Genomic DNA, 21,390 nt, shown 5'->3' with positions numbered 1-21,390 from the left:
TTCTTTTTTTGATTTGTTTGTAGTAAGTATCTTAATAAACGGCTTTATCGGTACTGATATTAATCACATGCGTCACCTCTTGCAGCAAAGCGGCTTCGGCGACATTTTGTCCGCCGATAAGGTTGGTTTGAATGGCTTCAAAGGGATTATCCTCACATGTCGGAACCTGCTTCAGCGCAGCTGTGTGAAAGACAATATCAACACCTTTCATCACTTGGTTGACTCTTCTGTAGTCACGAACATCGCCGAGCACAAACGACAGTCTTTGTTCATCCGCGTATTTTTGTTTCATCACATATTGTTTGCTGTCATCTTTGCTGAACACAATGACTTCTTTAGGGGTTAAGAGCAAAAGGCGTTTTACTATTTGGCTTCCGATTGATCCTGTCCCGCCTGTGACGAGAACAGTTTTATCGTGAAAAAACGGTTGTAGCTCTACTGCTTGCTGTTTAGGCATGGCTTATCCTCCAACTCTCGTTTCTCTACCATGCATCATATGTTGAACAATTTCAGCGAGTTAATGAAAGAAACCAATAAATCAAAAATTAGAGAAAAACATTAATCTGATGCGCTTTTATATCGCTTTACCTGGTTAATAGAATAGAAATCACAAATAAAACATTGTACTAAATGTTCATTTTAAATATTTGCTCATGTCAATTCTTTCTCTTCATAAATTCTCACATGCGGACAATCTTCACAAAAACTTAACACTGAACTTCCTGTATGTATTTTACAATTAAAGTACACTTTCATAAAAGGAGGAAGGAAAATGAATCATTCAAAAACACTTTTGTTAACCGCGGCAGCCGGATTGATGCTCACATGCGGTGCGGTTTCTTCCCAGGCCAAGCATAAGCTGTCTGATCCTTATCATTTTACCGTGAATGCGGCGGCGGAAACGGAACCGGTTGATACAGCAGGTGATGCAGCTGATGATCCTGCGATTTGGCTGGACCCCAAGAATCCTCAGAACAGCAAATTGATCACAACCAATAAAAAATCAGGCTTAGTCGTGTACAGCCTAGAGGGAAAGATGCTTCATTCCTATCCTACCGGGAAGCTGAACAATGTTGATATCCGCTATGATTTTCCGTTGAACGGAAAAAAAGTCGATATTGCGGCGGCATCCAATCGGTCTGAAGGAAAGAATACCATTGAGATTTACGCCATTGACGGGAAAAACGGCACATTACAAAGCATTACGAACCCAGACCGCCCGATTGCATCAGCAATTGATGAAGTATACGGTTTCAGCTTGTACCACAGTCAAAAAACAGGAAAATATTACGCGATGGTGACAGGGAAAGAAGGCGAATTTGAACAATACGAATTAAATGCGGATAAAAATGGATACATATCCGGCAAAAAGGTAAGGGCGTTTAAAATGAATTCTCAGACAGAAGGGATGGCAGCAGATGACGAATACGGCAGTCTTTATTTCGCAGAAGAAGATGAGGCCATCTGGAAGTTCAGCGCTGAGCCGGACGGCGGCAGTAACGGAACGGTGATCGATCGTGCCGACGGCAGGCATTTAACTCCTGATATTGAAGGACTGACGATTTACTACGCTGCTGACGGGAAAGGTTATCTGCTTGCCTCAAGCCAGGGTAACAGCAGCTACGCGATTTATGAAAGACAGGGACAGAACAAATATGTTGCGGACTTTCAGATAACAGACGGGCCTGAAACAGACGGCACAAGCGATACAGACGGAATTGACGTTCTGGGTTTCGGGCTGGGACCTGAATATCCGTTCGGCCTTTTTGTCGCACAGGACGGAGAAAATATAGATCACGGCCAAAAGGCCAATCAAAATTTTAAAATGGTGCCCTGGGAAAGAATCGCTGATAAAATCGGCTTTCACCCGCAGGTCAATAAACAGGTTGACCCGAGAAAACTGACTGACAGAAGCGGAAAATAAACATGAAAAAAGCAGCTTATCCAAGCTGCTTTTTGATGTGAAGAGCGTTTCATGAGAAAGTCTTGGAACGGATAGCCGCAAGCACAGCCGGAAGCTGGTCATACGTGTACGCCGGTACTGTCTCTCGGTAATTAAGCGCCGCGATTTGTTTACGTTCACCCGGGTTTGTCATATAAAAATGGATCTTATCCGCAAAATCCGCAAGTCCGCTGTAAGAAACAAAGGATGAAAACGGGGGCGCGGGAGAAAGGTCTGTCAGCTGAAAGGCCTGACAAGCCGCAATGTCTAAGCTTCTCGTATTTAAACTGATATTTCCGATGCCGCGTCCGTTCTGATTGAGCGCAAACCGATAAGAACGGTGAGGGTTTAAGACCACGTCTGCGCTGTTGTAATATAATGCGGCACGTTCGGGTGCAATCCATTCATCCATTACGAGCACATTTTGCTGCCTGGCGATTTTTTTAGGCAGATGTCTGCGCCATCCCTTCCCGATGATACGAAGCGTATACGGAAGCTTCGCCGCTGCTTTCACCAGTTCAACGCGGTTCGGGTACGGGTATCCGATCAGAAGCAGATTTGTGTGAAGAGAAGCTTCAGCAGGTTGTTTCTTAAAAAGCCGCTGATTAACGGGGATCGGGACATAATATACGTGCTGTAAGCCCATTTGCCGGTAAGCATCAAGCGCGTTTTGTTCTATCGTTAAAACGGCATCGGCAAGCGGGGCGATTGTCATGCTCACATCGAAATAAAAAGGATCCTCCGTCATCCATAGATAAACGGGAATCTGTTCTGTCTTCAGCCATTGAAGCCATTCAGACGGAATACGGTCTCCCGTCATCATCAGACTGATGTCTGGTTTGAATGCCCGTATACTGCGGATGGTATCTTCCTCAAACTCAGAAACAGAAAAAAAGCGGACGGAAGACTGTAAAAAGCCTTCCTCAATCCAGCGGTCAAAATACGTGTATATGCCTTTATATCCTGAACGGATATATAAAACGTTCATATGCTGTTACGAAGTGAACGTGACACTTTCAACTTTGTCGACGTCAAGCAATGTTGTAGCAGAGCCTGCCGGTGTAACGGAATTTTCCTGCGTAACAAAAACGATTCCGTGAATTTCGTCAAAGGCAACAAATTGAACCGGGCCGATCATGTCTCCTGAATCCATCACAATGCTGATGACAGTGCCGGGCTGAATTCTTGCAAAAATCCATCTCGCAGCTAATGAAATACCGCTTCCCAATACAGATTGTGCGCTGAGACTGTCTTTCGCCGCTGCTTCATCTACTTTTGCATCAATTGCCGATTCCAATAATTCTTTTACTTTGTTTTCCACATTATCTCCTCCATCTGTACCGCCAGATAAAGCGCTGTTGTCAAATACAGGGGCTAAAAGAGTTTTCAATAACTCCTTTTTAAGCTCCAAACGATCCTCGCTCATGCGGACATACACCTCCTTTAACAATTTCAACCTCACGTTTATTCATATTCCTGATTGAAGAGATTGGTATAAGTCGAATGCCGTTTTGCTTGTGTTTTTTTCAATATTTAATCAAACAGCTGAATTTTCGAATCAGGCTTTGTTTGCCTATGCGGTTTGTAAGAGTATGACATACGTTGTATAGATTAAAAAATGAAGGAGAGGAATATTTTGGATTCGGAAGAAACTGTAAAACACGGGGGTTTTGAGGAGGAATTTCAGCTCGTACTGCTTCTTCTTCTTTTGTTATCCCGTCAGCCGTCCGGAGATCATTCAGATTTGCGGCGTCAGCTTGTAATGGCAAAAGAGCTTGGGGTTCCTGTATCACGCGTCAATCTGATTAACGGCAGCACACTGCAAAACGTAATTGTCAAAGAAGTGCTGTCAGATTTGGCCGTTTTTCAAAATCCGCTCAATCATACGAGATCAAACGTCGCGATTTCAAGCATCGTCAGCTGGGGTGCTTTTTAATAACGGATATCAGGCTCTGTCTCTTTCGGAGCCGTTTTTTATGTTTTTACAGAAGGGGTGATGGGATGGAAAAGAAGATCTCAATTATCTTAACGAGTTACAACAAACCGGATCTTGTGAAACAGGCGATTGAAAGTGTTTTGCATCAGACCTACAGCAATTGGGAGCTGTTTGTAATGGATGATCATTCAAATGAAGAAACCTCGGCTGCCATCAGTACGTATATAAAAGATCCTCGCATATATTATGACAACAGTTTTATCAATCCTGCCGAACGGCTGAAGTCCACCCGGTATGCCGTTTTGATTAATGATGCGCTTTCACGGGCTAAAGGTGAATACATCACTTATTTGACAGACGACACCGTATTTCATCCGGATAGGCTCAGCCGCATGGCGGAAGCGCTTAATCAATACAGCGAGTTTGATGCCGTCTATTCCAGCCAGAAGGTGATACATGTAAACGGGCGCGGAACAGAACAATTCCACTTCTATCGTTATGCTGAAGAGGTGCTAGATCAGGCCGCTTTTCTCGTTGATCACTGTTCAGTGATGCACCGGAGATCATTGCTTGAGCGTGTGAAAGAGAAGTTCGGCAGCTTTTGGGACGAAGATGTTATGCATTGGAATCACGGAGACTCTGTTTTTTGGAGCAGGCTCAACACATTTACATCATTTCTGCCGATAAAAGAAGTGTTGGATACGACCTATAAAACACCCCACTCATTTCAGAACACGTATCAATCGCTTCCGTCTGTCCTGATCGACGGATCCTTTGTAAAGGGGACGGATCAGAAAGTATATCAGCTTGACCGAAATAAAAGGAAGCCTGTAAACGAGCGCTGGCATACGTTATATGAAGGCCGAACCGTCGTCATTCCGGATCCGTTTTTATTTCAATATGAGGAAGAGAACTCCGTCAGTATTCCGAATTTTCAGCTCGTCAGGGATCAGTTTCATGTTTATTTTATAGAAGACGGGGAGAAAAGAATGGTTGATCATAGCGCATTTCGCTTTTACCGATTTAAACGGCATGACATCCCGGCTTTAGAGCGGGGCGAAATACAATCGCTTCCGGACGGTCCGCCGATCAGCCGGGGGACATCGGGCTGTATTCAACATCTGCCCGGGAGAATGCTGTTTCGCATTGAACGGGAATTTTATGTTTATTTGAGAGGGGTTCTCCATCCGATCAGTCATGACGTAGCGAAACGCTTTTTTGCGAATCAGAAGGCGATACCCATTTCCTTTCAGCAAATTAAACAATTACCAATTGGAATGCCGTTCTATCCGGTGTACGATGAAATTATGAGAAATCTCAATATAACAAAAGGTTGAGAGATGCAGTTGGATGTGTAAGGAAAAGGAGAGCTTTTATGACCGATCAATTTGATAAAACCGAGAAGCAGTATATAGAGCTTACTTCCGGCATTCAGAGGTTCGAGCATTTCAGTGTATATACGGACCCTTTTTTGCCGCAGATTTTTTCGCATAACTTTGTTCAGCTGCACCGTACATTTCCGTTAGACAAACTGCTGCCGTTTTTTTCGTCCGTTCCGGGCTTGCTTCAAGCCAATTATATTCATGTGAAAGCGGCTCCGGAGCACGCGTTTCCGCTTCTTCTGAAACAAAATCTCGTAAAGCAGGGCTGCGTAGTGGAAGATGAGCTGTTTTTTGCAAGGAAACTGGAAAATAGGGACCTGCAGGCCGGACACCCGCTCACTGCTTGGGGGACGGAAAAAAGCCTCGCCGACGGGTCGTCTATTATGAACATCTATGATGCCCTTTACATTGGCGAGGCGGCGGCCGAACAAAAGCTTGAGCGGAAATATCCTTTGTATAAGGACGGAACGGTTATGCTTGTCGTGTGCTACAGCGACGCCTCGCAAACGATTCCGATCGGCTGCGGAGAGCTTTTCATCAACAAAGCAGATAAAACCGCAAAAATAGAAGAAGTCGCAATTCTGGATCAATTCCAACGAAAAGGCTACGGATCGATATTGATGAATGAGCTGATGGCGGCGGCAAAGCTGAACGGCATGGAAACCGTATACCTTGTGACGTCCGGGATGGACGGTGTAAACCGCTTTTATGAAAAACTCGGCTTCAAAAGATTTCGGCGCGTGCATACAATTTTTCATTATTTTCTTACATAGTTGGGCATTCGCATAAACCAATTGGGAGTTGGCCCGCATACAATGCCGTATATCGTAAGAAGAAAGGATGATTTGCGTATGTACGGATACGGATATGGCTACGGTTGCGGCAGTTTTGGCTATGGTTACGGGCACGGCGGCTGCGGAGGCGGAACCAGCACTTTTGTGCTGATCGTGGTATTGTTTATTTTATTAATCATCGTCGGTGCGGCTTTTATTTGTTAGACTGAAAAAAATCCTATAATGAAAATCAGCCTGCAGAGAACATCACTTTCTGCAGGCTTTTTGTTATTTCCATGCTGAAAAATCAGCTTGAAAAACATTTTAATACATACTACCTTTCTGGAGAAGGGGGCGAAAATGTGAACATAACGATTGAAGAATTACCTGAATCCAGAATTGCTTATTTCCGAAACATCGGAGAGTATGGCGGAAAGCAAAACAATGAACTGATGGAGTCATTTAAAAACTGGGCGCAATTGAATGGTCTGCTTGATCATTCTGTCATTTTAGGAATTCCGCAAGATCATCCGAATCGTACTCCTAAAGAGAAATGCCGCTATGATGTTTGTCTTGTTATCAATCAAGACCATGTGCCTGAACCAGCCCGGATCGGTACATTTTCCGGAGGGAAGTACGCTGTTTTCTTGCTTGATCATACAAAAGAGGCAGTCAGTGGATTTTGGAACACTATTTTTTCTGAGATCGAAAAAAATAATTTATCAATCAGAGAGCAGCCCATTATCGAAAGGTATACTTTCCAAAAGGTGAATCATCATTTGTGTGAAATATTGATTCCCATACAGTAAAGAAGACGGGAATTTTCCGCCATCTGCTTATACTGATTCAGATCAAAAATGATGTGATAATGAGCTGAGCAAAGAATAAAATCAACAATAGGAATAGAATTTCCAGAACGCTTTTCAGGCTGTCGGGACATCTCCGGCAGCCTGTTTTACAGAAAGGTATTTTCTGCAAAAAACTTTCTGAAGGATAAGAATGCGGTTATTCATCTGTTCATACAATGAAGCAAATGGGTTTTCGAGGTGGAAAGATATGGGGAGCTATTTAATCAAACCGGAGCTTGACGGGAATTATCCGTCAGTCAGTCATGGAAAGGGATCATATGTGTATGATCAGGAGGGGAACAAGTATCTTGACGGAGCATCGGGGGCGGTCACTTGCAATATCGGCCACGGCACGGAGGATATTATACAAGCTTTAAAAGAGCAGCTTGACTCTGTTTCGTTTGTGTATCGCTCGCAATTCACCAGTACTCCGGCAGAAGAACTGGCTTTATTTCTGGCGGATCATCTGCCGGGCGGGCTGAATTGGTCATTTTTTGTAAACAGCGGCTCAGAGGCAGTCGAAACAGCGATGAAAATGGCCGTTCAATATTGGCAGGAAAAAGGGCAATACCAAAAATCCGTCTTTCTATCAAGATGGGGCAGTTACCACGGCATTACTTTGGGAGCGCTTTCATTATCGGGGTTCTACGAACGGAGATACCGCTTCACCCAGTTGCTCGAACGGTTTCCTGCCGTTTCAGCGCCTAATATGTATCGTTCAGAGCTGCAGGGAGAGGAATTTGTGAAAGCTGCGGCGGCTGAACTGGAAACGGCTGTTCAGCGGATCGGTTCCTCATTTATCGCGGGATTTGTCGCAGAACCGATTGTCGGAGCAGCCGGGGCGGCCATCACTCCGCCGGCAGGTTATTATGAAGCGCTTGAGGATGTCTGCCGCCGGCACGGTATTTTGTTTATCGCGGATGAAGTCATGACGGGGCTCGGGAGAACAGGACGGATGCTTGCTTCTGAGCATTGGGGGATCGCACCTGATATCGCGGTGCTCGGAAAAGGGTTAGGCGCCGGTTACGCTCCGATAGCGGCAGCCGTTGCGTCTGATGACATCATTGAAACGATCAAGCGGGGCTCCGGGGTCATTATGAGCGGACATACGTACAGTGCCAACCCATACTGTGCTAGAGCGGCGCTTGAAGTGCTTCGCTATGTTAAGAAACACGATCTGCTTCGGCAGTCAGAGGAGAAAGGCGTAATGCTGAAGCGGAAATTAGAAGAAATCAAAGAGCGCAGCGGGGTGATTGGGGATGTCCGCGGTAAAGGCCTCCTGATCGGGGTTGAATTCGTTAAGGATAAAACGACGAAGGACGTTTTTTCGAAAAAACAGGCCTTCACCGAAAAAATCATTAAAGCGGCAAAAAAACGGGGCCTGCTTATTTACCCTGCAAAGCCCGGTATTGACAGCGGAGAAGGAGACGCCGTCATCATCGCCCCGCCGTTCACGATTTCATATGCCGAGCTGGATGAGCTGTCAGATCTATTTTCACAGGCCGCAGAAGAAGTTGAAAAAATGATGAAGAAGGATTGAGCTGATATGTCTATTTTTCATAAAAAAATCGATATTCATGAAGCAATTGCCGATGTCAAGGACGAATCTGTCATCATGTTCGGCGGTTTTGGGGGAGTGGGTTCACCTCCGTCATTAATCGAAGCGATTTTGGAAAGCGGCGTTAAAGAGCTGACCGTCATCTGCAATGATGCCGGATTTCCGGAAATTGGCATCGGCCCGCTTATCGTTCATAAGCGGGTAAAAAGGCTGATCGCTTCCCATATCGGCTCAAATCCTGTCGCGGGCAGACAAATGACTGACGGAGCGCTTGAGGTGGAATTTTCGCCGCAAGGGACGCTTGCTGAACGGATTCGTGCAGGCGGAGCGGGGCTAGGCGGTATTTTAACTGATATCGGCATTAATAACGCAACCGTTTGTGAAAACAAAGAAACCGTAACGATTGACGGAAAGTCCTATTTAGTTGAAAAAGCGCTGACGGCTGATTTCGCTTTTGTGTCCGCACATACTGCTGATGAATTCGGGAATCTGACGTTTGACAAAACGGCGCGCAACATGAACCCTCTGATGGCTGCGGCGGCCGAAAGAACATTTGCTGAGGCGGCAGAGATTGTGCCTGCCGGCGAACTTGACAGCGAGCATATTGTAACGCCGGGCGTTTTCGTGGAGGGTGTCGTGCAAAGTGAAGGAGTGAAGTGGAAATGGGCTTGGGAATAGCGGAAAGAGAGAGTATCGCGAGGCGGGCCGCCAGTGAAGTTACCTCAGGTATGATTGTCAACCTGGGGATCGGCATTCCTTCTTTAGTGCCGAACTTTCTGCCCGCCGGCATGGAGGTAATGCTGCAGGCGGAAAACGGCGTCCTCGGGATCGGCGGCAGTCCGGAGCGCGGAGAGGAGGATGAGCTTTTATGCAATGCGGCCGGGTTTCCTGTCAGTACAGTTAAGGGTGCTTCCTATTTTGATTCAGCTCTGTCTTTTGCCATGATCAGAAAAGGGCTGATAGATATTACCATTTTAGGCGCGCTCCAAGTCAGCAGGACAGGTGATCTCGCCAATTGGCTCGTGCCGGGAAAAAAAGTGCCCGGAATGGGCGGGGCGATGGAGCTTGCCCAAGGCGCGAAAAAAGTAGTTGTCGTCATGAGCCACACCGATCAGAAAGGACGGCCGAAGCTGGTCGAAAGCTGTTCATTGCCGCTTACAGCAGCGGGCTGTGCAGATCTCATCATTACAGAGAAAGCCGTCATCAGCATAGATGATGGGGCTTTTGTTCTTGAGGAACTGCTGAATGGCACGACCATAGACGATGTCATTCAAACAACGGATGCCGAGATCAGATTGGGAGAATGTTTTCTTAAAAGGGGGCCTGTCCATGGATCAATTAGAAAAGAAAGTCACTGAGTGGGCGGAAGAAAACACAGCAAAAGCGGTAAGCTTGCTGAAACGGCTGATCGGGGAAAAAAGCACGTTCGGCCATGAATTTAACGCGCAGGCAGTCGTTTTAGAAAAACTGAGACAGTTTGACATGGATATTGATGTATGGGAGCCGAGTGTCAAACATTTGAAAGAGCATCCTTATTTCGTATCGGAACGCGAAGACTTCCATGAAAGCCCGAATATCACAGCTGTAAAGAAAGGGGCCGGGGGCGGAAGATCACTGATACTGAACGGACATATTGATGTTGTCCCGGAAGGAAATCCCGCCGCATGGACGTATGAACCGTTTACCGCTGTTGAAAAGGACGGCAAAGTTTACGGCCGCGGGTCAACGGATATGAAAGGCGGCAATACAGCTCTCTTGTTTGCGTTAGAAGCGCTTGAAGCCTGCGGGATTACATTAAAAGGAGATGTTCTGTTTCAAAGTGTCATAGATGAAGAGTGCGGCGGCGCGGGAACACTGGCGGCTGTTATGAGGGGCTACAAGGCTGACGGGGCGCTTATTCCCGAACCGACTAATTTAAAGCTGTTTGTTAAGCAGCAAGGGTCTATGTGGTTCCGCATTACGGTAAGGGGATTGTCCGCACACGGCGGCACCCGCTATGAAGGGGTGAGCGCCATTGAAAAAAGCCTGCATGTCATCACAGCCCTTAAAGAGCTTGAACACGTCCGCAACGCCCGTATCACAGACCCGCTTTATCGGGACGTTCCGATCCCGGTTCCCATTAATATCGGCACCGTCCAAGGGGGAACGTGGCCATCATCGGTAGCTGACCGTGTGGTGATAGAAGGCAGGTGCGGAATAGCTCCGGATGAAACGCCCGAAGCAGTAAAAGAAGAGCTCGCAAGCTGGCTGAAAGATTTGGAGTACCGGGATGAGTGGTTTAAACACCACCCGGCGGAAATAGAATGGTTTGGGGCTCAGTGGCTTCCGAATGATCTCCCGGATGAGCATCCGCTGATTTCCGCTCTGGAATCTTCTTTTGAGAAAATGAAAGGGGCAAAACCGGTTCGTGAAGCGTCCCCGTGGGGAACGGACGGAGGGCTTTTGCAGCACGCGGGACAGACGCCGGTCATCGTCTTCGGGCCGGGAGAAGTCAAAGCGGCGCATCAGGCGAATGAATACATTGAAATCCGGGCGTTAATCGATGCCGTCAAAATCATTTCTCTTTTTATCATGGAATGGTGCGGGGTGGCAGATGGGGGTGACGGAGCTGATAAAGGAACTGAGGGCTGAAAAGGGAGCGGCCGAGATTGATGCAGACCGTTTCAATGAGCGGCTCAGAGTCATTCGTTATGACGGACAGATCACGGCGCTTATTCCGGCCGTTTTGGCAGAAGCAAAGCAAGAAGGAGCCCAAAAGGTAATTTTCTTTGCCAAGCGCGGCGATGAGCCGGAATTTGTCAAGCATCTTTTTATTGTTGAGGGTGTCATAGACGGGTATTACAACGGGCATGAGGCTGTTGTGATGGTGCGCTATTTAGCAGAGGAACGGAGACGGTCAGATTCATATGTATCAGAAGATTCGACTGTTGACCGTTTATATGAGACACCGCGGCGGGGACTGACTCAGGCAGAAAGCGCGCTGATGTTCAGAAAAGCGGATGAAGATGATGCAGACCGCTTATCGCACTTATATAAACATGTTTTTCTTACCTATCCGACTCCTGTCTTTAATCCCCTTTATATTAAAAAAACAATGAGAGAAAACACCATCTATTATGCCGCATTCGATCAGGATCGTCTCATTGGGGCGGCAAGCGCAGATATCAATCCGGTATTGGGGCACGCTGAAATGACCGATTGCGCGGTTCTGTCAGATTACAGGGGGAACTCCGTAACGGCACACTTGTTTAAAGCGTTGGAGCAGGAACTCGCGGGCCGGGGAATCATCCATCTTTTTTCCTTGGCCCGTGCAGCGTCTTACGGGATGAATGCCGTTTTGTACCATGCGGGATACGGCTACAGAGGCAGGCTTGTGAACAACTGCCGCATTTCAGAAGGGCTCGAAAATATGAATATATGGTGCAAGACTTTACGTTTGGCCATTCATAAGGAGGAATTCGTTTGACAAACAAATGGTTTCAGCCGAAGCGTCATTGGAAGGAGATTGAATTGTGGAAAGATGTGCCGGAAGACAAGTGGAATGATTGGCTGTGGCAGCTCACCCATACTGTAAGAACCGTCGATGACCTGAAAAAAGTCATTCATTTGACCGAAGAGGAAGAAGAAGGCGTCAGGATGTCTGTAAAAACCATTCCCCTGAACATTACGCCTTATTATGCTTCTTTAATGGATCCCGATAACCCGAGATGTCCGATCCGCATGCAGTCCGTGCCGCTGTCAGAAGAAATGCACAAAACGAAATATGACCTTGAAGATCCGCTGTTTGAAGATGAAGATTCACCGGTTCCCGGTCTTACGCACCGCTATCCCGACCGCGTTCTTTTTCTGGTGACAAATCAATGCTCGATGTATTGCCGATATTGCACCAGAAGGCGTTTTTCCGGACAGATCGGAATGGGGGTGCCGAAAAAACAGCTCGATGCGGCAATCGCTTACATCCGGGAAACGCCGGAAATCCGTGACTGCCTGATTTCCGGCGGAGACGGGCTTTTAATCAACGATCAGATTCTGGAATATATTTTGAAAAACCTGCGTGACATTCCCCATCTTGAAATTATCCGGATCGGAACGAGAGCGCCCGTTGTATTTCCGCAGCGGATAACGGATAACCTTTGTGAGATTTTGAAAAAATATCATCCGGTCTGGCTGAACACTCATTTTAATACGAGCATCGAACTGACGGAAGAATCGGTTGCGGCGTGTGAAAAGCTCGTTAACGCAGGTGTTCCGGTCGGTAACCAGGCCGTTATTTTAGCAGGCATTAACGATTCGGTGCCGATTATGAAAAAACTCATGCATGATTTAGTGAAAATCCGCGTGCGTCCGTATTATATTTATCAATGTGATTTGTCAGAGGGAATCGGCCATTTCAGAGCGCCTGTGTCAAAAGGGCTGGAAATCATTGAAGGACTGAGGGGCCACACAACGGGCTTTGCCGTGCCGACCTTTGTCGTCGACGCCCCGGGCGGAGGCGGTAAAATCGCCCTGCAGCCGAACTACTTGCTCTCCCAAAGTCCGGAGAAAGTTGTGATCAGAAACTTCGAAGGGGTGATTACATCTTATCCCGAGCCGGAAAACTATATCCCGAATCAAGCCGACGACTATTTTGAATCTGTTTTTCCTGGAACGATGGCCAAACGCGAGCCGGTCGGACTGAGCGCCATTTTCGCGGACAAAGAGGTTTCGTTCACACCGGAAAATGTATCGAGGATCGACAGGAGGAAAACGTTCACATCAAACCCTGATCATGAAACGCTGAAAGACCGCAGGGAAAAGAGAGATGAATTGAAAGAAAAGAAATTTATTGCACAGCAAAAGAAAGAGCAAAAAGCAGGATCGGAAGTCGGAGGTGAATCGCCGTGAAGCCATGCGAGTGGTGCGGCAATCAGAAGGCGTCAGCTTGTCAGGCGGCTGTGTACTGGGAGCTTCCTGACGGTACGAGGGCCATAGAAATTACAGAAACACCCGCATTCGCCTGTTCCTCCTGCAGCATGACTTATCAGGAGGAAGCGGTCATAGCGGAAATCGAAAATCAGCTTTTTTTAGTCAATGCAAAAAAATTACCGGAAACACTCACATATCAAGAGCTGATGGAGACAGAACGGATCTTGAAACGGAATTATTTTGACTTCTCCTAGTCTTCTTTTGTTGTAATTTCACACTTGAATTGTATAATAGTACAACAAAAGACAGTCATCAGGAGGGGAAACCCATGAAATCCTTTTATCACTATTTGATGAAATACAGGCATCCCAAGCCGCAGGACGCAATCAGCCAGTTTGCGAATCAGGCATACGAAGATCACGGCTTTCCGAAAACGTCAAGCGATTATCACGAGCTCAGTTCTTATTTAGAACTGAGCGCCGACTATTTAGAAACGATGGCGACATTTGATGAAGCTTGGGAAAAATATGAGACCGAGGTGCATCACGCCTGACGAAAAACCGCACATTGTGCGGTTTTTTTCTGTTGAAATCACTCGCTTATGAGGTGCCGTATGATCAAATCCCGCAACGCCGTCCGTTTGATCAGCTCGTAAACACATCTTCCTGAAGGCACGTATCATAAGGCAGTAGAATGTATAGCTGCAGAGTTCACCGGATCAGGCCTGCTGACGGCGGGGTCCCGGGTAAGGAGCCTCTTTTCACGGAGAAATAATCAAACATTTAAATGAAGTGAGGGGAATCAAATGATCCATTAGGTAAGACTGATGAGGCACTGACGTTTGGACGGAATAGGGGATTTTATGTGACAAGGTTGAAGCGGATTGAAGTTGTGCCTTGCAAATATGCAGCCGGAATTGGATCTCCCTACACCTTCGATGATGTGTTTCACGGCAAATCTTGAACATCACGGCGGTGATATTGTCAATATGCCTTCGGGCCGGGTGTTTACCTTTGCGTCATAGAGAAAAAACAAAAACTCATTCAAAATAGGCGCGTTTTGTCTCAGCACTGTTACTGCAGTCGATCGAGAGCGAAATGTCATCGGACGCTTCTGTTACGGTAAGTGAAAAAACGCACAAGCATGTTGCGGTTTTTGCCATTTTGAACAGGTGCAGAAATAGATATTTCCTGTGGTTTTCATGCCCATGCGAAATGATGGCGGCCGGCATACGATAGCGTATGACAGTCCGCGGCAAGGGGGAGACAGCATGAAGCCAGATAAACCGAAATTTCAAGTGGGAGACATCGTGGTCGTCGTGATGTACGGAACCGTCGGCACCATTACGAAGGTTCATCAAATTGATAAACATTATCTTTACGAAGTCAATCATAATGAAGTGCTTTATTTTGAATCGTCCATCCAGCTTTATAAAGATTATGAGGGCGTGATCGTCGATATGGAAAAATTGGATATTGAATATGAATTTCTGATCGGCGACGTAGTATATGTAAAGGACTACGGAAAGGAATTATTCCGTGTCATCGGCCACAGAACTGAAATATGGAGATATTTAGAGGATGGCTGGGAGGATATTATTTATGAGCTGACTCGGCTGAAAGACGGAGAGTGGCTTGAAACGGAGGAAGAGGATCTCACGCTGGTTCTGAGAAAATATGAAATGGATCAGTTTGTGCATCAGCTGCTGTTTGTCCACTATGTTGGGGAAGCATCTCATGAGATCGGCGAGGATACCGTCGCGTCTGCTCTTCTTCAGTTTGAAGGCGATGCTGATGATCCCGATACCCTGCATGTGCTGGCGGTATCGATTGTAGATGAGCTGCTTGATATTTATAACGATTATAAGATTCTTTATCATTTGTTCGGTGACGAAGAATATAAAGATATGATGAATTTTGTGCTGGAAAGCCTGCGGGAGCATTTCAGCTAGCCGGCAAAAAAACGGACGGTGACATATAAAAACCAGGGCAGACAGCCGGCAAAGATTACAAACGACATTCCTTTCAGCACTTTTTCCAATACGACATCAAATCCATCTCCGTCCAATAAAGCCATCATTTTCGTCATCATCTTTTCTCCCTCCGGGGCTTGTTTTTTAAAAGTATATGAGCGGACAAAACGTTTAGAACTTTCGGGTATAATTTGAACGGTTTTTTCATAAAACATAAAAAAGGAGGCGGTGTTTGCATGAAAGAAATAGATCTTGTGATTGACACAGAAGAAATAGCTGATTATTTTTACAGTCAGCTTGCTATGCGCGGGTACATACCGAGTGAAGAGGAAATCTTCGAAATAGCCGACATCACCTTTGATTATTTATTAGAAAAATGTATGATAGACGAAGAGCTTGATGAAGACTGAAACTGCGGAACCGAAGTGAAAAAGCTTCGGTTTTTTCAATCAGCTCGGGAGAATGAAACATGGGGGGAAAACGTTGTACAAGCCAGCAAGTCTTTTCGCATTGTTTATTCTGCTCGCAGCAGCGATCCGGATAGAAGCCGTCCGGGTTTTTGATGAGCGTGTCATAGAAGCGGCTGTCAGGATCAGGGCTGCCTGGCTGAATGAATTGATGTTATGGATAACGGAGCTCGGCACGACCGCGGTGCTTTTGCCGCTTCTTCTTTTGACAGGCGCGGCTCTGTATATGTACAAAAAAACGCCGGATGTTGTTTTTTTGCCGCTTCTCTTTCTCATTGAACGGATTGTAAACATAAAAATAAAAGAATTGATTGAAAGAGCCAGACCCGCTTTTGAACCGCTCGTCCATGAAACCTCATACAGTTTTCCGAGCGGCCACTCCATGAATTCGGCAGTGATGTACCCCGTCATCGCTTACTTTTTGATCAAGCATGTTCCGTTTTTCACGAAAAGAAAACGGGCCGTCACCGTCTTTACCGGGGTTCTCGTCATTCTGATCGGATTCAGCAGAATTTATTTGGGCGCGCATTTTCCGACGGATGTGCTTGCCGGATTCAGTCTCGGACTTTGCCTCGTTTCGCTTTTTGCGCTTCTTGACGAAAAGTATCACCCGTTTCGACAAAAATAGAGACAGGAAAAATGAGAAAAAACGCTAATACTATTAAGAAATAAGAGGGAGGGATCTTGATGCTGTTATCGCTGCCCGTGTTTAAAAAAAAGACTTGCGCCTATGATGTGACGATTTTTCAAACACCCCGCTACGGCGAGAAAAAGGGATACAGGGTCGTCTATCGGACAGAGCTGGCCGCTGACAATCATCAAGACGCACTGGAAAGGGCATTTTCTGTTTTTAATGTGCCTGATACGGTCCCAAACGACTATCAAGCCAGATTCATAGCGACCGGAGATGTCATACTCATAGACGAAGGAAGAAAAGGAAAGACGTATTACAGGCTTAACCCTGCGGGATGGAGCAAAATTAACCGGCTGCTCGTCCAGCCGAGGTAAGACGGGGCCGGCTGAATCTTCAGCCGGCTTCCGTATTGTCTGGGAAAGACTGTGTTAAGGCTTCCGTTTAGCGGCGGAATGCTCTTTTCCATGCGCTTCATCAGCTGCAATGACGTCTGAAACGGGCACGTGATTGTTCTTTTTCTGGCCGGTCACCCGGTTGCGCTGTTTTTTGCCCATTATGTTCACTCCTTTTTCTTTAGGCTTGTCATCCCGCATATTCTGCCCAAGATCGCCCTGATCATGCTGATGATTGTCTCTTACCGTTATTCAGTGTACAATGGGTGGGAGTTTGAATAGGCAGGAGGAAAAGGAAATGAGTGTACATATAAACGCTGAAAAAGGCCAAATTGCGGATACAGTGCTTTTGCCGGGAGATCCGCTCCGAGCGAAATTTATTGCGGAAACTTATCTTGAAAATGTGGAATGCTATAATGAAGTCAGAGGAATGTACGGATTTACGGGTACATATAACGGCAAAAAAGTATCAGTCCAAGGCACCGGCATGGGTGTTCCGTCTATCTCTATTTATGTGAATGAACTGATTCAAAGCTATGATGTTCAAAACTTAATCAGAGTCGGCTCATGCGGAGCCATCCGTAATGACGTGAAGGTGCGTGACGTGATTTTGGCTATGACGTCTTCAACTGATTCACAGATGAACCGTGTCGCCTTCGGCAGTGTAGATTATGCTCCTTGCGCAGACTTCGAACTGCTTCATAAAGCGTACCAGGAAGCGCAAAAAAACAATCTTCCCGTAGCGGTCGGAAGCGTATTCACCGCCGATCAGTTTTACAATGAAGACTCCCAAATCGAAAAGCTTGCCAGATACGGCGTTCTCGGCGTAGAGATGGAAACGACTGCTTTATATACGCTTGCCGCTAAATACGGCAAAAAAGCGCTGTCTATCCTGACTGTAAGCGATCACGTATTAACGGGAGAAGAAACAACGGCAGAAGAGCGTCAAACGACTTTTCATGATATGATTAAACTGGCGCTGCATACTGTATCGTAAACTTGAGATGAGGGTTATGCTGATTAAAGCAGCCCTCTTCTTTATGCATCGCCCTGATTCAAAAAAAGAAAGGTAAGTGTAAAATGAAGAAATCCACTAAATGGTTCTCGCTCGCTGCCGCTCTCAGCGTAACCGCAATCGTGGGAACCGGCTGCAGCATTTCAGGCGGCGACAGCCACAAGGACACAAAAACAGCAGCTGAAACAAAACAATCAGATGACACATCAAGCAAAAAAACAACGAAGGCAGAAAACAGCGATTTTGTATTGGAGAGCAAATATTTTAATGATATTAAAGAAGTGAACGGGCTTGAGACCATTCAAAACCCGACAAATACACTTGCGCTCGTGAATAAGACATACACGCTGCCGGGAGATTATAAACCGAATGATCTCGTGATCCCGAAAGTTGAATTTTCTTTTACTGAGAAAATCGAGAAACGATATATCCGCAAACCTGCCGCCGATGCTTTGGCGGAACTATTCAGCGCCGGGAAAAAAGAAGGTTATGACCTGGTTGCCGTTTCAGGATACCGCTCTTATGACAGACAGAAAGTTATTTTCGATAATGAAGTCAGTCTGAAAGGTGAAAAAAAGGCGAAAGAAGCCGTCGCATATCCAGGGCAAAGCGAACACCAGACGGGGCTTGCCATGGACATTTCCAGCAAAAGCAACGGATATGAGCTGAATGAAGCGTTCGGAAACACGGCGGACGGCAAATGGGTGAAAGACCATGCGTATGAATACGGCTTTATCATCCGCTATCCTAAAGGCAAAGAAAATGTCACAAAGTATGAGTATGAACCATGGCATTTACGCTATGTAGGCAAAAAAGCGGCAAAAGCCATCCATGACCATCAATTAACGCTTGAAGAATATTTTAATGAAGTAAAGAAAGTGTAATAAGAAGAAGCCCGCTTGAAAAATAGAAAGCGGGCTTTCTTTATTACCAGAAGAGTAAACCTCCAAGCGCAAATCCGGTAATGAAACCAAGGCCGATACCGTAGGCTGCTCCCCAGCCTCCCCAGCCTCCCCAATAGCCGAACCCGTATCCTCTGTGACGGCCGCCGACAGGGGCGATATACACTTTGCTGTTAGTCACCCGTACGATTCTTCCGACGTGGACTCTGCCGTTTCGTTCTGTAATTCTTGCTACTTTTCCCTGGTGCTGCCGGCAAAGATGATAATAGTTTTGCATCTTTTCTCCTCCTATCCAACCTATCTTTCTATGTCAGCTTATGATAGAGTGCGGTAAAAAGGTTGGACGAAAACAGGAGGACAATCGCCGTTTTACTTGTAAGCGACAAAAGCGCAGTGTCCCATATATTCACGGTACGTCTGCATAAGCTCGTAATGAGCCGTCAGCGTATCGTAGTGAACCGGCTGAATAACGGGCGATAAATCCATTTCTGTAGTCGGCTCCTGCGCATTGTTTTCATAGACAGCGGGAATGAAATCCGCGTTCTGAAAGCCTTGCTGAAGCAATCTCTGTTTCCATGCCGTTTCATCCTGCAATACGGTAAAACCGTAGAAGTCTTTTATCTGCGTGATGGCGTTTTCCGGCATGGGCTTTTGTAAAGCAGCTTCAATGCCGATCAGCATACCCCCGGGTTTAAGGACCCGCAGGATTTCAGACAGCGATGAATCAAGATTTGAAAAGGTGAGAACTGATTCGGAAAGAACGGCGGAAAATTGATTTTCAGCAAACGGAAGCCGCTCAAGCTCCGCCAAATAGCCCGGAATGGTTAAGCCTTCAGCGGCAAATCGTTTTGCTGCTTTTTCAAGCATAAGGGGATCCTTATCAACACAGGTGACGGGGTACAGCAGGTGGCCGAGATAAGCGGCCGTCTGTCCCGTTCCGCAGCCGGCGTCAAGAATCGGTTCGCCAGGAGGAGGAGCCGCTTTTGTGAGAACGGCTTTGGAAAAAGCGAGCCCGCCGGGGTGAGCCCCTCCGACTCCGAATAAGGACAGCATTTCTAAATATTTGCTCAAAGGCCGAATCCTCCTTTTTTCCTCAGCATATGTTGAGAGAAAAGCATAGGTTTGGGTAAACGGGAAAGAAGGGCGCCTCACGTTTGAAGTTGACGAATGAGCGTTCGTCTATGATAATAATGTAAGAATAAAAAGGTGGTGTTTTCTTGAAGCGGCAATTTAAACTGTTTTTTATTATATTGATCACTGCGGTCGCAGCCTCGGCGCTTACGCTGTTTATCACGGGCAATACGACCATTTTCGGACAAGGCTCGGCTGCTTTGACGAACAGCAAATTTGAGAAATTCAATAAAGCCTACGAGCAGATTAAAAGTGATTACTATCAAAAAACAGATGACAGCAAATTAGTAGACGGAGCGATAAAAGGCATGATCAGTTCCCTGGATGATCCATATTCTTCTTATATGGACCCGCAGGAAGGAAAGTCTTTTGAAGAAACAATTTCCGCTTCGTTTGAAGGCATCGGCGCACAAGTGGAAGAAAAGGACGGCAGTATCCTGATCGTATCGCCGATTAAAGGGTCACCCGCGGAAAAAGCGGGGGTTAAACCGAATGACCAGATCTTGAAGGTCAACGGCAAAAGCGTTAAAGGCCTTAATGTAAACGAAGCCGTCGCATTAATCCGCGGCAAAAAGGGAACAAACGTCAAGCTCGTGCTGCACAGAGCGGGTGTCGGCGATCTGAACCTGTCGATCAAACGTGACACCATTCCGGTTGAAACGGTGTACTCTGAAATGAAAAAAGGAGACATCGGCGAAATCCAAATCACATCCTTCTCCGAATCGACGGCAAAAGAGCTGAATTCAGCCATTGACAGCCTCGAAAAACAAGGAGCGAAAGGATACATTCTCGATTTAAGGGGCAACCCGGGCGGACTGATGGATGAAGCCATCAAAATGAGCAACATGTTTATCGATAAAGGGAAAAATATCATGCAGGTCGAATACAAAGACGGCACGAAAGAGGTCATGAAAGCGACGAAAGAGCGAAAAGTGACAAAACCGACAGTCGTCCTCGTCAATGACGGCACCGCGAGCGCCGCGGAAATCATGTCGGCTGCGCTGCATGAATCATCGGGCATTCCGCTGATCGGCGAGAAAACGTTCGGAAAAGGAACCGTGCAGACGGCAAAAGATTACAGCGACGGTTCTACCGTTAAACTGACAATCGCTAAATGGCTGACAGCGGACGGAGAGTGGATTCATAAAAAAGGCATCAAACCGCAATATCAGGTTAAGCTTCCTGAATATGCGAACCTGCCGTATTTAGATGCGAAAAAAACATACAAATACGGGGATTCCGGAACCGCCGTCACCAATGCGCAAAAAATGCTGAAAGCGCTGGGGTACAGCGTGAAAGTAAACGGCACGTATGATAAAGCATTTGAACAAGCCGTTAAACAATTCCAAGCAAAAGAGAAACTGAAACAAACAGGCATTATAACGGGAGACACAACGGCAAAATTGATGACGGATCTGCAAAAACAGCTTGCGGACAACGATACACAAATGAAAAAAGCCGTTGAAACATTAAATAAGAATATGAAATAGTAAAAAACACCCGATGCGCCGCTCGCGCATTGGGTGTTTTCTG

28 protein-coding genes are annotated in these 21,390 nt (G+C 46.3%); 21 read left to right on the top strand and 7 right to left on the bottom strand.

The window, feature by feature from the left end; translation table 11 throughout:
• Positions 1 to 31: 31 nt before the first annotated feature.
• Complete coding sequence (locus D5S11_RS18325; protein WP_003153663.1) at positions 32 to 457, bottom strand: SDR family NAD(P)-dependent oxidoreductase; 426 nt, start codon at positions 455 to 457, stop codon at positions 32 to 34.
• Positions 458 to 772: 315 nt separating this feature from the next.
• Here D5S11_RS18325 and phyC point away from each other — a divergent pair, with 315 nt between their 5' ends.
• Positions 773 to 1,924, top strand: a complete 1,152-nt coding sequence (gene phyC / locus D5S11_RS18320; protein WP_032866264.1) for a 3-phytase — start codon at positions 773 to 775, stop codon at positions 1,922 to 1,924.
• 49 nt (positions 1,925 to 1,973) lie between these two features.
• Here phyC and D5S11_RS18315 read toward each other — a convergent pair whose 3' ends face one another.
• Together D5S11_RS18315 and D5S11_RS18310 are read right to left on the bottom strand one after the other, a co-directional pair.
• Positions 1,974 to 2,930 carry a CgeB family protein gene (locus D5S11_RS18315; RefSeq protein WP_042635282.1) on the bottom strand — a complete coding sequence of 319 codons (957 nt, stop codon included), beginning with the start codon at positions 2,928 to 2,930 and terminating at the stop codon, positions 1,974 to 1,976.
• Positions 2,931 to 2,936: 6 nt separating this feature from the next.
• On the bottom strand, positions 2,937 to 3,368 hold the full coding sequence (locus D5S11_RS18310) for a hypothetical protein (protein WP_007407928.1): 432 nt from the start codon (positions 3,366 to 3,368) through the stop codon (positions 2,937 to 2,939).
• Positions 3,369 to 3,578: 210 nt separating this feature from the next.
• Between D5S11_RS18310 and cgeC the strand changes: the two genes are divergently transcribed.
• From cgeC to D5S11_RS18235, 14 genes are all read left to right on the top strand, one after another.
• Entirely contained in the window at positions 3,579 to 3,878 is a 300-nt protein-coding gene (gene cgeC, locus D5S11_RS18305) for a spore maturation protein CgeC (protein ID WP_012117782.1), read from the top strand.
• A gap of 65 nt (positions 3,879 to 3,943) precedes the next feature.
• Positions 3,944 to 5,215 carry a glycosyltransferase family 2 protein gene (locus tag D5S11_RS18300; RefSeq protein ID WP_108724880.1) on the top strand — a complete coding sequence of 424 codons (1,272 nt, stop codon included), beginning with the start codon at positions 3,944 to 3,946 and terminating at the stop codon, positions 5,213 to 5,215.
• A gap of 38 nt (positions 5,216 to 5,253) precedes the next feature.
• Entirely contained in the window at positions 5,254 to 6,033 is a 780-nt protein-coding gene (locus D5S11_RS18295) for a GNAT family N-acetyltransferase (RefSeq protein WP_007407931.1), read from the top strand.
• A gap of 78 nt (positions 6,034 to 6,111) precedes the next feature.
• Positions 6,112 to 6,258 carry a YjcZ family sporulation protein gene (locus tag D5S11_RS18290; RefSeq protein WP_014418145.1) on the top strand — a complete coding sequence of 49 codons (147 nt, stop codon included), beginning with the start codon at positions 6,112 to 6,114 and terminating at the stop codon, positions 6,256 to 6,258.
• Between the two features lie 137 nt (positions 6,259 to 6,395).
• Positions 6,396 to 6,842: an AraC family transcriptional regulator gene (locus D5S11_RS18285; RefSeq protein WP_108724881.1), complete on the top strand. Its 447-nt coding sequence runs from the start codon at positions 6,396 to 6,398 to the stop codon at positions 6,840 to 6,842.
• Positions 6,843 to 7,089: 247 nt separating this feature from the next.
• Positions 7,090 to 8,421 (top strand): aspartate aminotransferase family protein, encoded by a 1,332-nt coding sequence (locus tag D5S11_RS18280; protein ID WP_108724882.1) that lies wholly within the window; start codon positions 7,090 to 7,092, stop codon positions 8,419 to 8,421.
• Positions 8,422 to 8,427: 6 nt separating this feature from the next.
• Positions 8,428 to 9,117: a CoA transferase subunit A gene (locus tag D5S11_RS18275; protein ID WP_108724883.1), complete on the top strand. Its 690-nt coding sequence runs from the start codon at positions 8,428 to 8,430 to the stop codon at positions 9,115 to 9,117.
• Positions 9,102 to 9,797 carry a 3-oxoacid CoA-transferase subunit B gene (locus D5S11_RS18270; RefSeq protein ID WP_015240034.1) on the top strand — a complete coding sequence of 232 codons (696 nt, stop codon included), beginning with the start codon at positions 9,102 to 9,104 and terminating at the stop codon, positions 9,795 to 9,797. The genes D5S11_RS18275 and D5S11_RS18270 overlap by 16 nt, the downstream gene beginning before the upstream one ends.
• Complete coding sequence (locus D5S11_RS18265; RefSeq protein ID WP_020955950.1) at positions 9,769 to 11,070, top strand: peptidase; 1,302 nt, start codon at positions 9,769 to 9,771, stop codon at positions 11,068 to 11,070. Before D5S11_RS18270 ends, D5S11_RS18265 begins: the two co-directional genes overlap by 29 nt.
• A complete protein-coding gene (gene ablB, locus D5S11_RS18260; protein ID WP_108724884.1) occupies positions 11,033 to 11,905 on the top strand; it encodes a putative beta-lysine N-acetyltransferase in 873 nt (290 codons plus the stop codon). The genes D5S11_RS18265 and ablB overlap by 38 nt, the downstream gene beginning before the upstream one ends.
• Entirely contained in the window at positions 11,902 to 13,323 is a 1,422-nt protein-coding gene (kamA, locus tag D5S11_RS18255) for a lysine 2,3-aminomutase (RefSeq protein ID WP_007407939.1), read from the top strand. Before ablB ends, kamA begins: the two co-directional genes overlap by 4 nt.
• Positions 13,320 to 13,598, top strand: coding sequence for a YokU family protein (locus D5S11_RS18250; RefSeq protein ID WP_032866259.1), 279 nt, complete (start codon positions 13,320 to 13,322; stop codon positions 13,596 to 13,598). The genes kamA and D5S11_RS18250 overlap by 4 nt, the downstream gene beginning before the upstream one ends.
• A gap of 74 nt (positions 13,599 to 13,672) precedes the next feature.
• Entirely contained in the window at positions 13,673 to 13,897 is a 225-nt protein-coding gene (locus D5S11_RS18245; protein WP_007407941.1) for a YozE family protein, read from the top strand.
• 717 nt (positions 13,898 to 14,614) lie between these two features.
• Positions 14,615 to 15,295 (top strand): hypothetical protein, encoded by a 681-nt coding sequence (locus tag D5S11_RS18235; protein WP_014418138.1) that lies wholly within the window; start codon positions 14,615 to 14,617, stop codon positions 15,293 to 15,295.
• On the opposite strand, the gene D5S11_RS19945 is transcribed toward D5S11_RS18235, so the two are convergent.
• On the bottom strand, positions 15,292 to 15,435 hold the full coding sequence (locus D5S11_RS19945) for a hypothetical protein (protein WP_032866258.1): 144 nt from the start codon (positions 15,433 to 15,435) through the stop codon (positions 15,292 to 15,294). The two genes, D5S11_RS18235 and D5S11_RS19945, sit on opposite strands and share 4 nt — an antisense overlap.
• 117 nt (positions 15,436 to 15,552) lie before the next feature.
• Here D5S11_RS19945 and D5S11_RS18230 point away from each other — a divergent pair, with 117 nt between their 5' ends.
• The 3 genes from D5S11_RS18230 to D5S11_RS18220 all read left to right on the top strand — a co-directional run bounded on the left by D5S11_RS18230 (position 15,553) and on the right by D5S11_RS18220 (position 16,791).
• Positions 15,553 to 15,726 (top strand): YozD family protein, encoded by a 174-nt coding sequence (locus D5S11_RS18230; RefSeq protein ID WP_003153696.1) that lies wholly within the window; start codon positions 15,553 to 15,555, stop codon positions 15,724 to 15,726.
• Positions 15,727 to 15,799: 73 nt separating this feature from the next.
• On the top strand, positions 15,800 to 16,411 hold the full coding sequence (locus D5S11_RS18225; protein ID WP_032866257.1) for a phosphatase PAP2 family protein: 612 nt from the start codon (positions 15,800 to 15,802) through the stop codon (positions 16,409 to 16,411).
• Positions 16,412 to 16,470: 59 nt separating this feature from the next.
• Positions 16,471 to 16,791: a YodL domain-containing protein gene (locus D5S11_RS18220; protein WP_003153700.1), complete on the top strand. Its 321-nt coding sequence runs from the start codon at positions 16,471 to 16,473 to the stop codon at positions 16,789 to 16,791.
• 54 nt (positions 16,792 to 16,845) lie between these two features.
• Here D5S11_RS18220 and D5S11_RS18215 read toward each other — a convergent pair whose 3' ends face one another.
• Positions 16,846 to 16,971: a hypothetical protein gene (locus tag D5S11_RS18215; protein ID WP_003153701.1), complete on the bottom strand. Its 126-nt coding sequence runs from the start codon at positions 16,969 to 16,971 to the stop codon at positions 16,846 to 16,848.
• A 136-nt stretch (positions 16,972 to 17,107) separates the two neighbouring features.
• Here D5S11_RS18215 and deoD point away from each other — a divergent pair, with 136 nt between their 5' ends.
• The gene (deoD, locus tag D5S11_RS18210) at positions 17,108 to 17,806 is read left to right on the top strand and encodes a purine-nucleoside phosphorylase (protein WP_003153702.1); all 699 of its coding nucleotides are present in this window, start codon (positions 17,108 to 17,110) and stop codon (positions 17,804 to 17,806) included.
• An 83-nt stretch (positions 17,807 to 17,889) separates the two neighbouring features.
• Complete coding sequence (locus D5S11_RS18205) at positions 17,890 to 18,708, top strand: M15 family metallopeptidase (protein ID WP_007407945.1); 819 nt, start codon at positions 17,890 to 17,892, stop codon at positions 18,706 to 18,708.
• Positions 18,709 to 18,751: 43 nt separating this feature from the next.
• On the opposite strand, the gene D5S11_RS18200 is transcribed toward D5S11_RS18205, so the two are convergent.
• Both D5S11_RS18200 and D5S11_RS18195 read right to left on the bottom strand, forming a co-directional pair.
• Entirely contained in the window at positions 18,752 to 19,003 is a 252-nt protein-coding gene (locus D5S11_RS18200; RefSeq protein ID WP_007407946.1) for a hypothetical protein, read from the bottom strand.
• A gap of 92 nt (positions 19,004 to 19,095) precedes the next feature.
• Positions 19,096 to 19,797, bottom strand: coding sequence for a class I SAM-dependent methyltransferase (locus D5S11_RS18195; RefSeq protein ID WP_032866256.1), 702 nt, complete (start codon positions 19,795 to 19,797; stop codon positions 19,096 to 19,098).
• Between the two features lie 146 nt (positions 19,798 to 19,943).
• Between D5S11_RS18195 and ctpA the strand changes: the two genes are divergently transcribed.
• Positions 19,944 to 21,347: a carboxy-terminal processing protease CtpA gene (gene ctpA, locus D5S11_RS18190; protein ID WP_094032093.1), complete on the top strand. Its 1,404-nt coding sequence runs from the start codon at positions 19,944 to 19,946 to the stop codon at positions 21,345 to 21,347.
• Positions 21,348 to 21,390 lie beyond the last annotated feature (43 nt).

Source organism: Bacillus sp. L75 (assembly GCF_003676355.1).
Lineage (GTDB): Bacteria > Bacillota > Bacilli > Bacillales > Bacillaceae > Bacillus > Bacillus velezensis.
The sequence above is the reverse complement of the archived record's forward strand: the minus strand, read 5'-3'. Positions and strand labels throughout refer to the sequence as shown.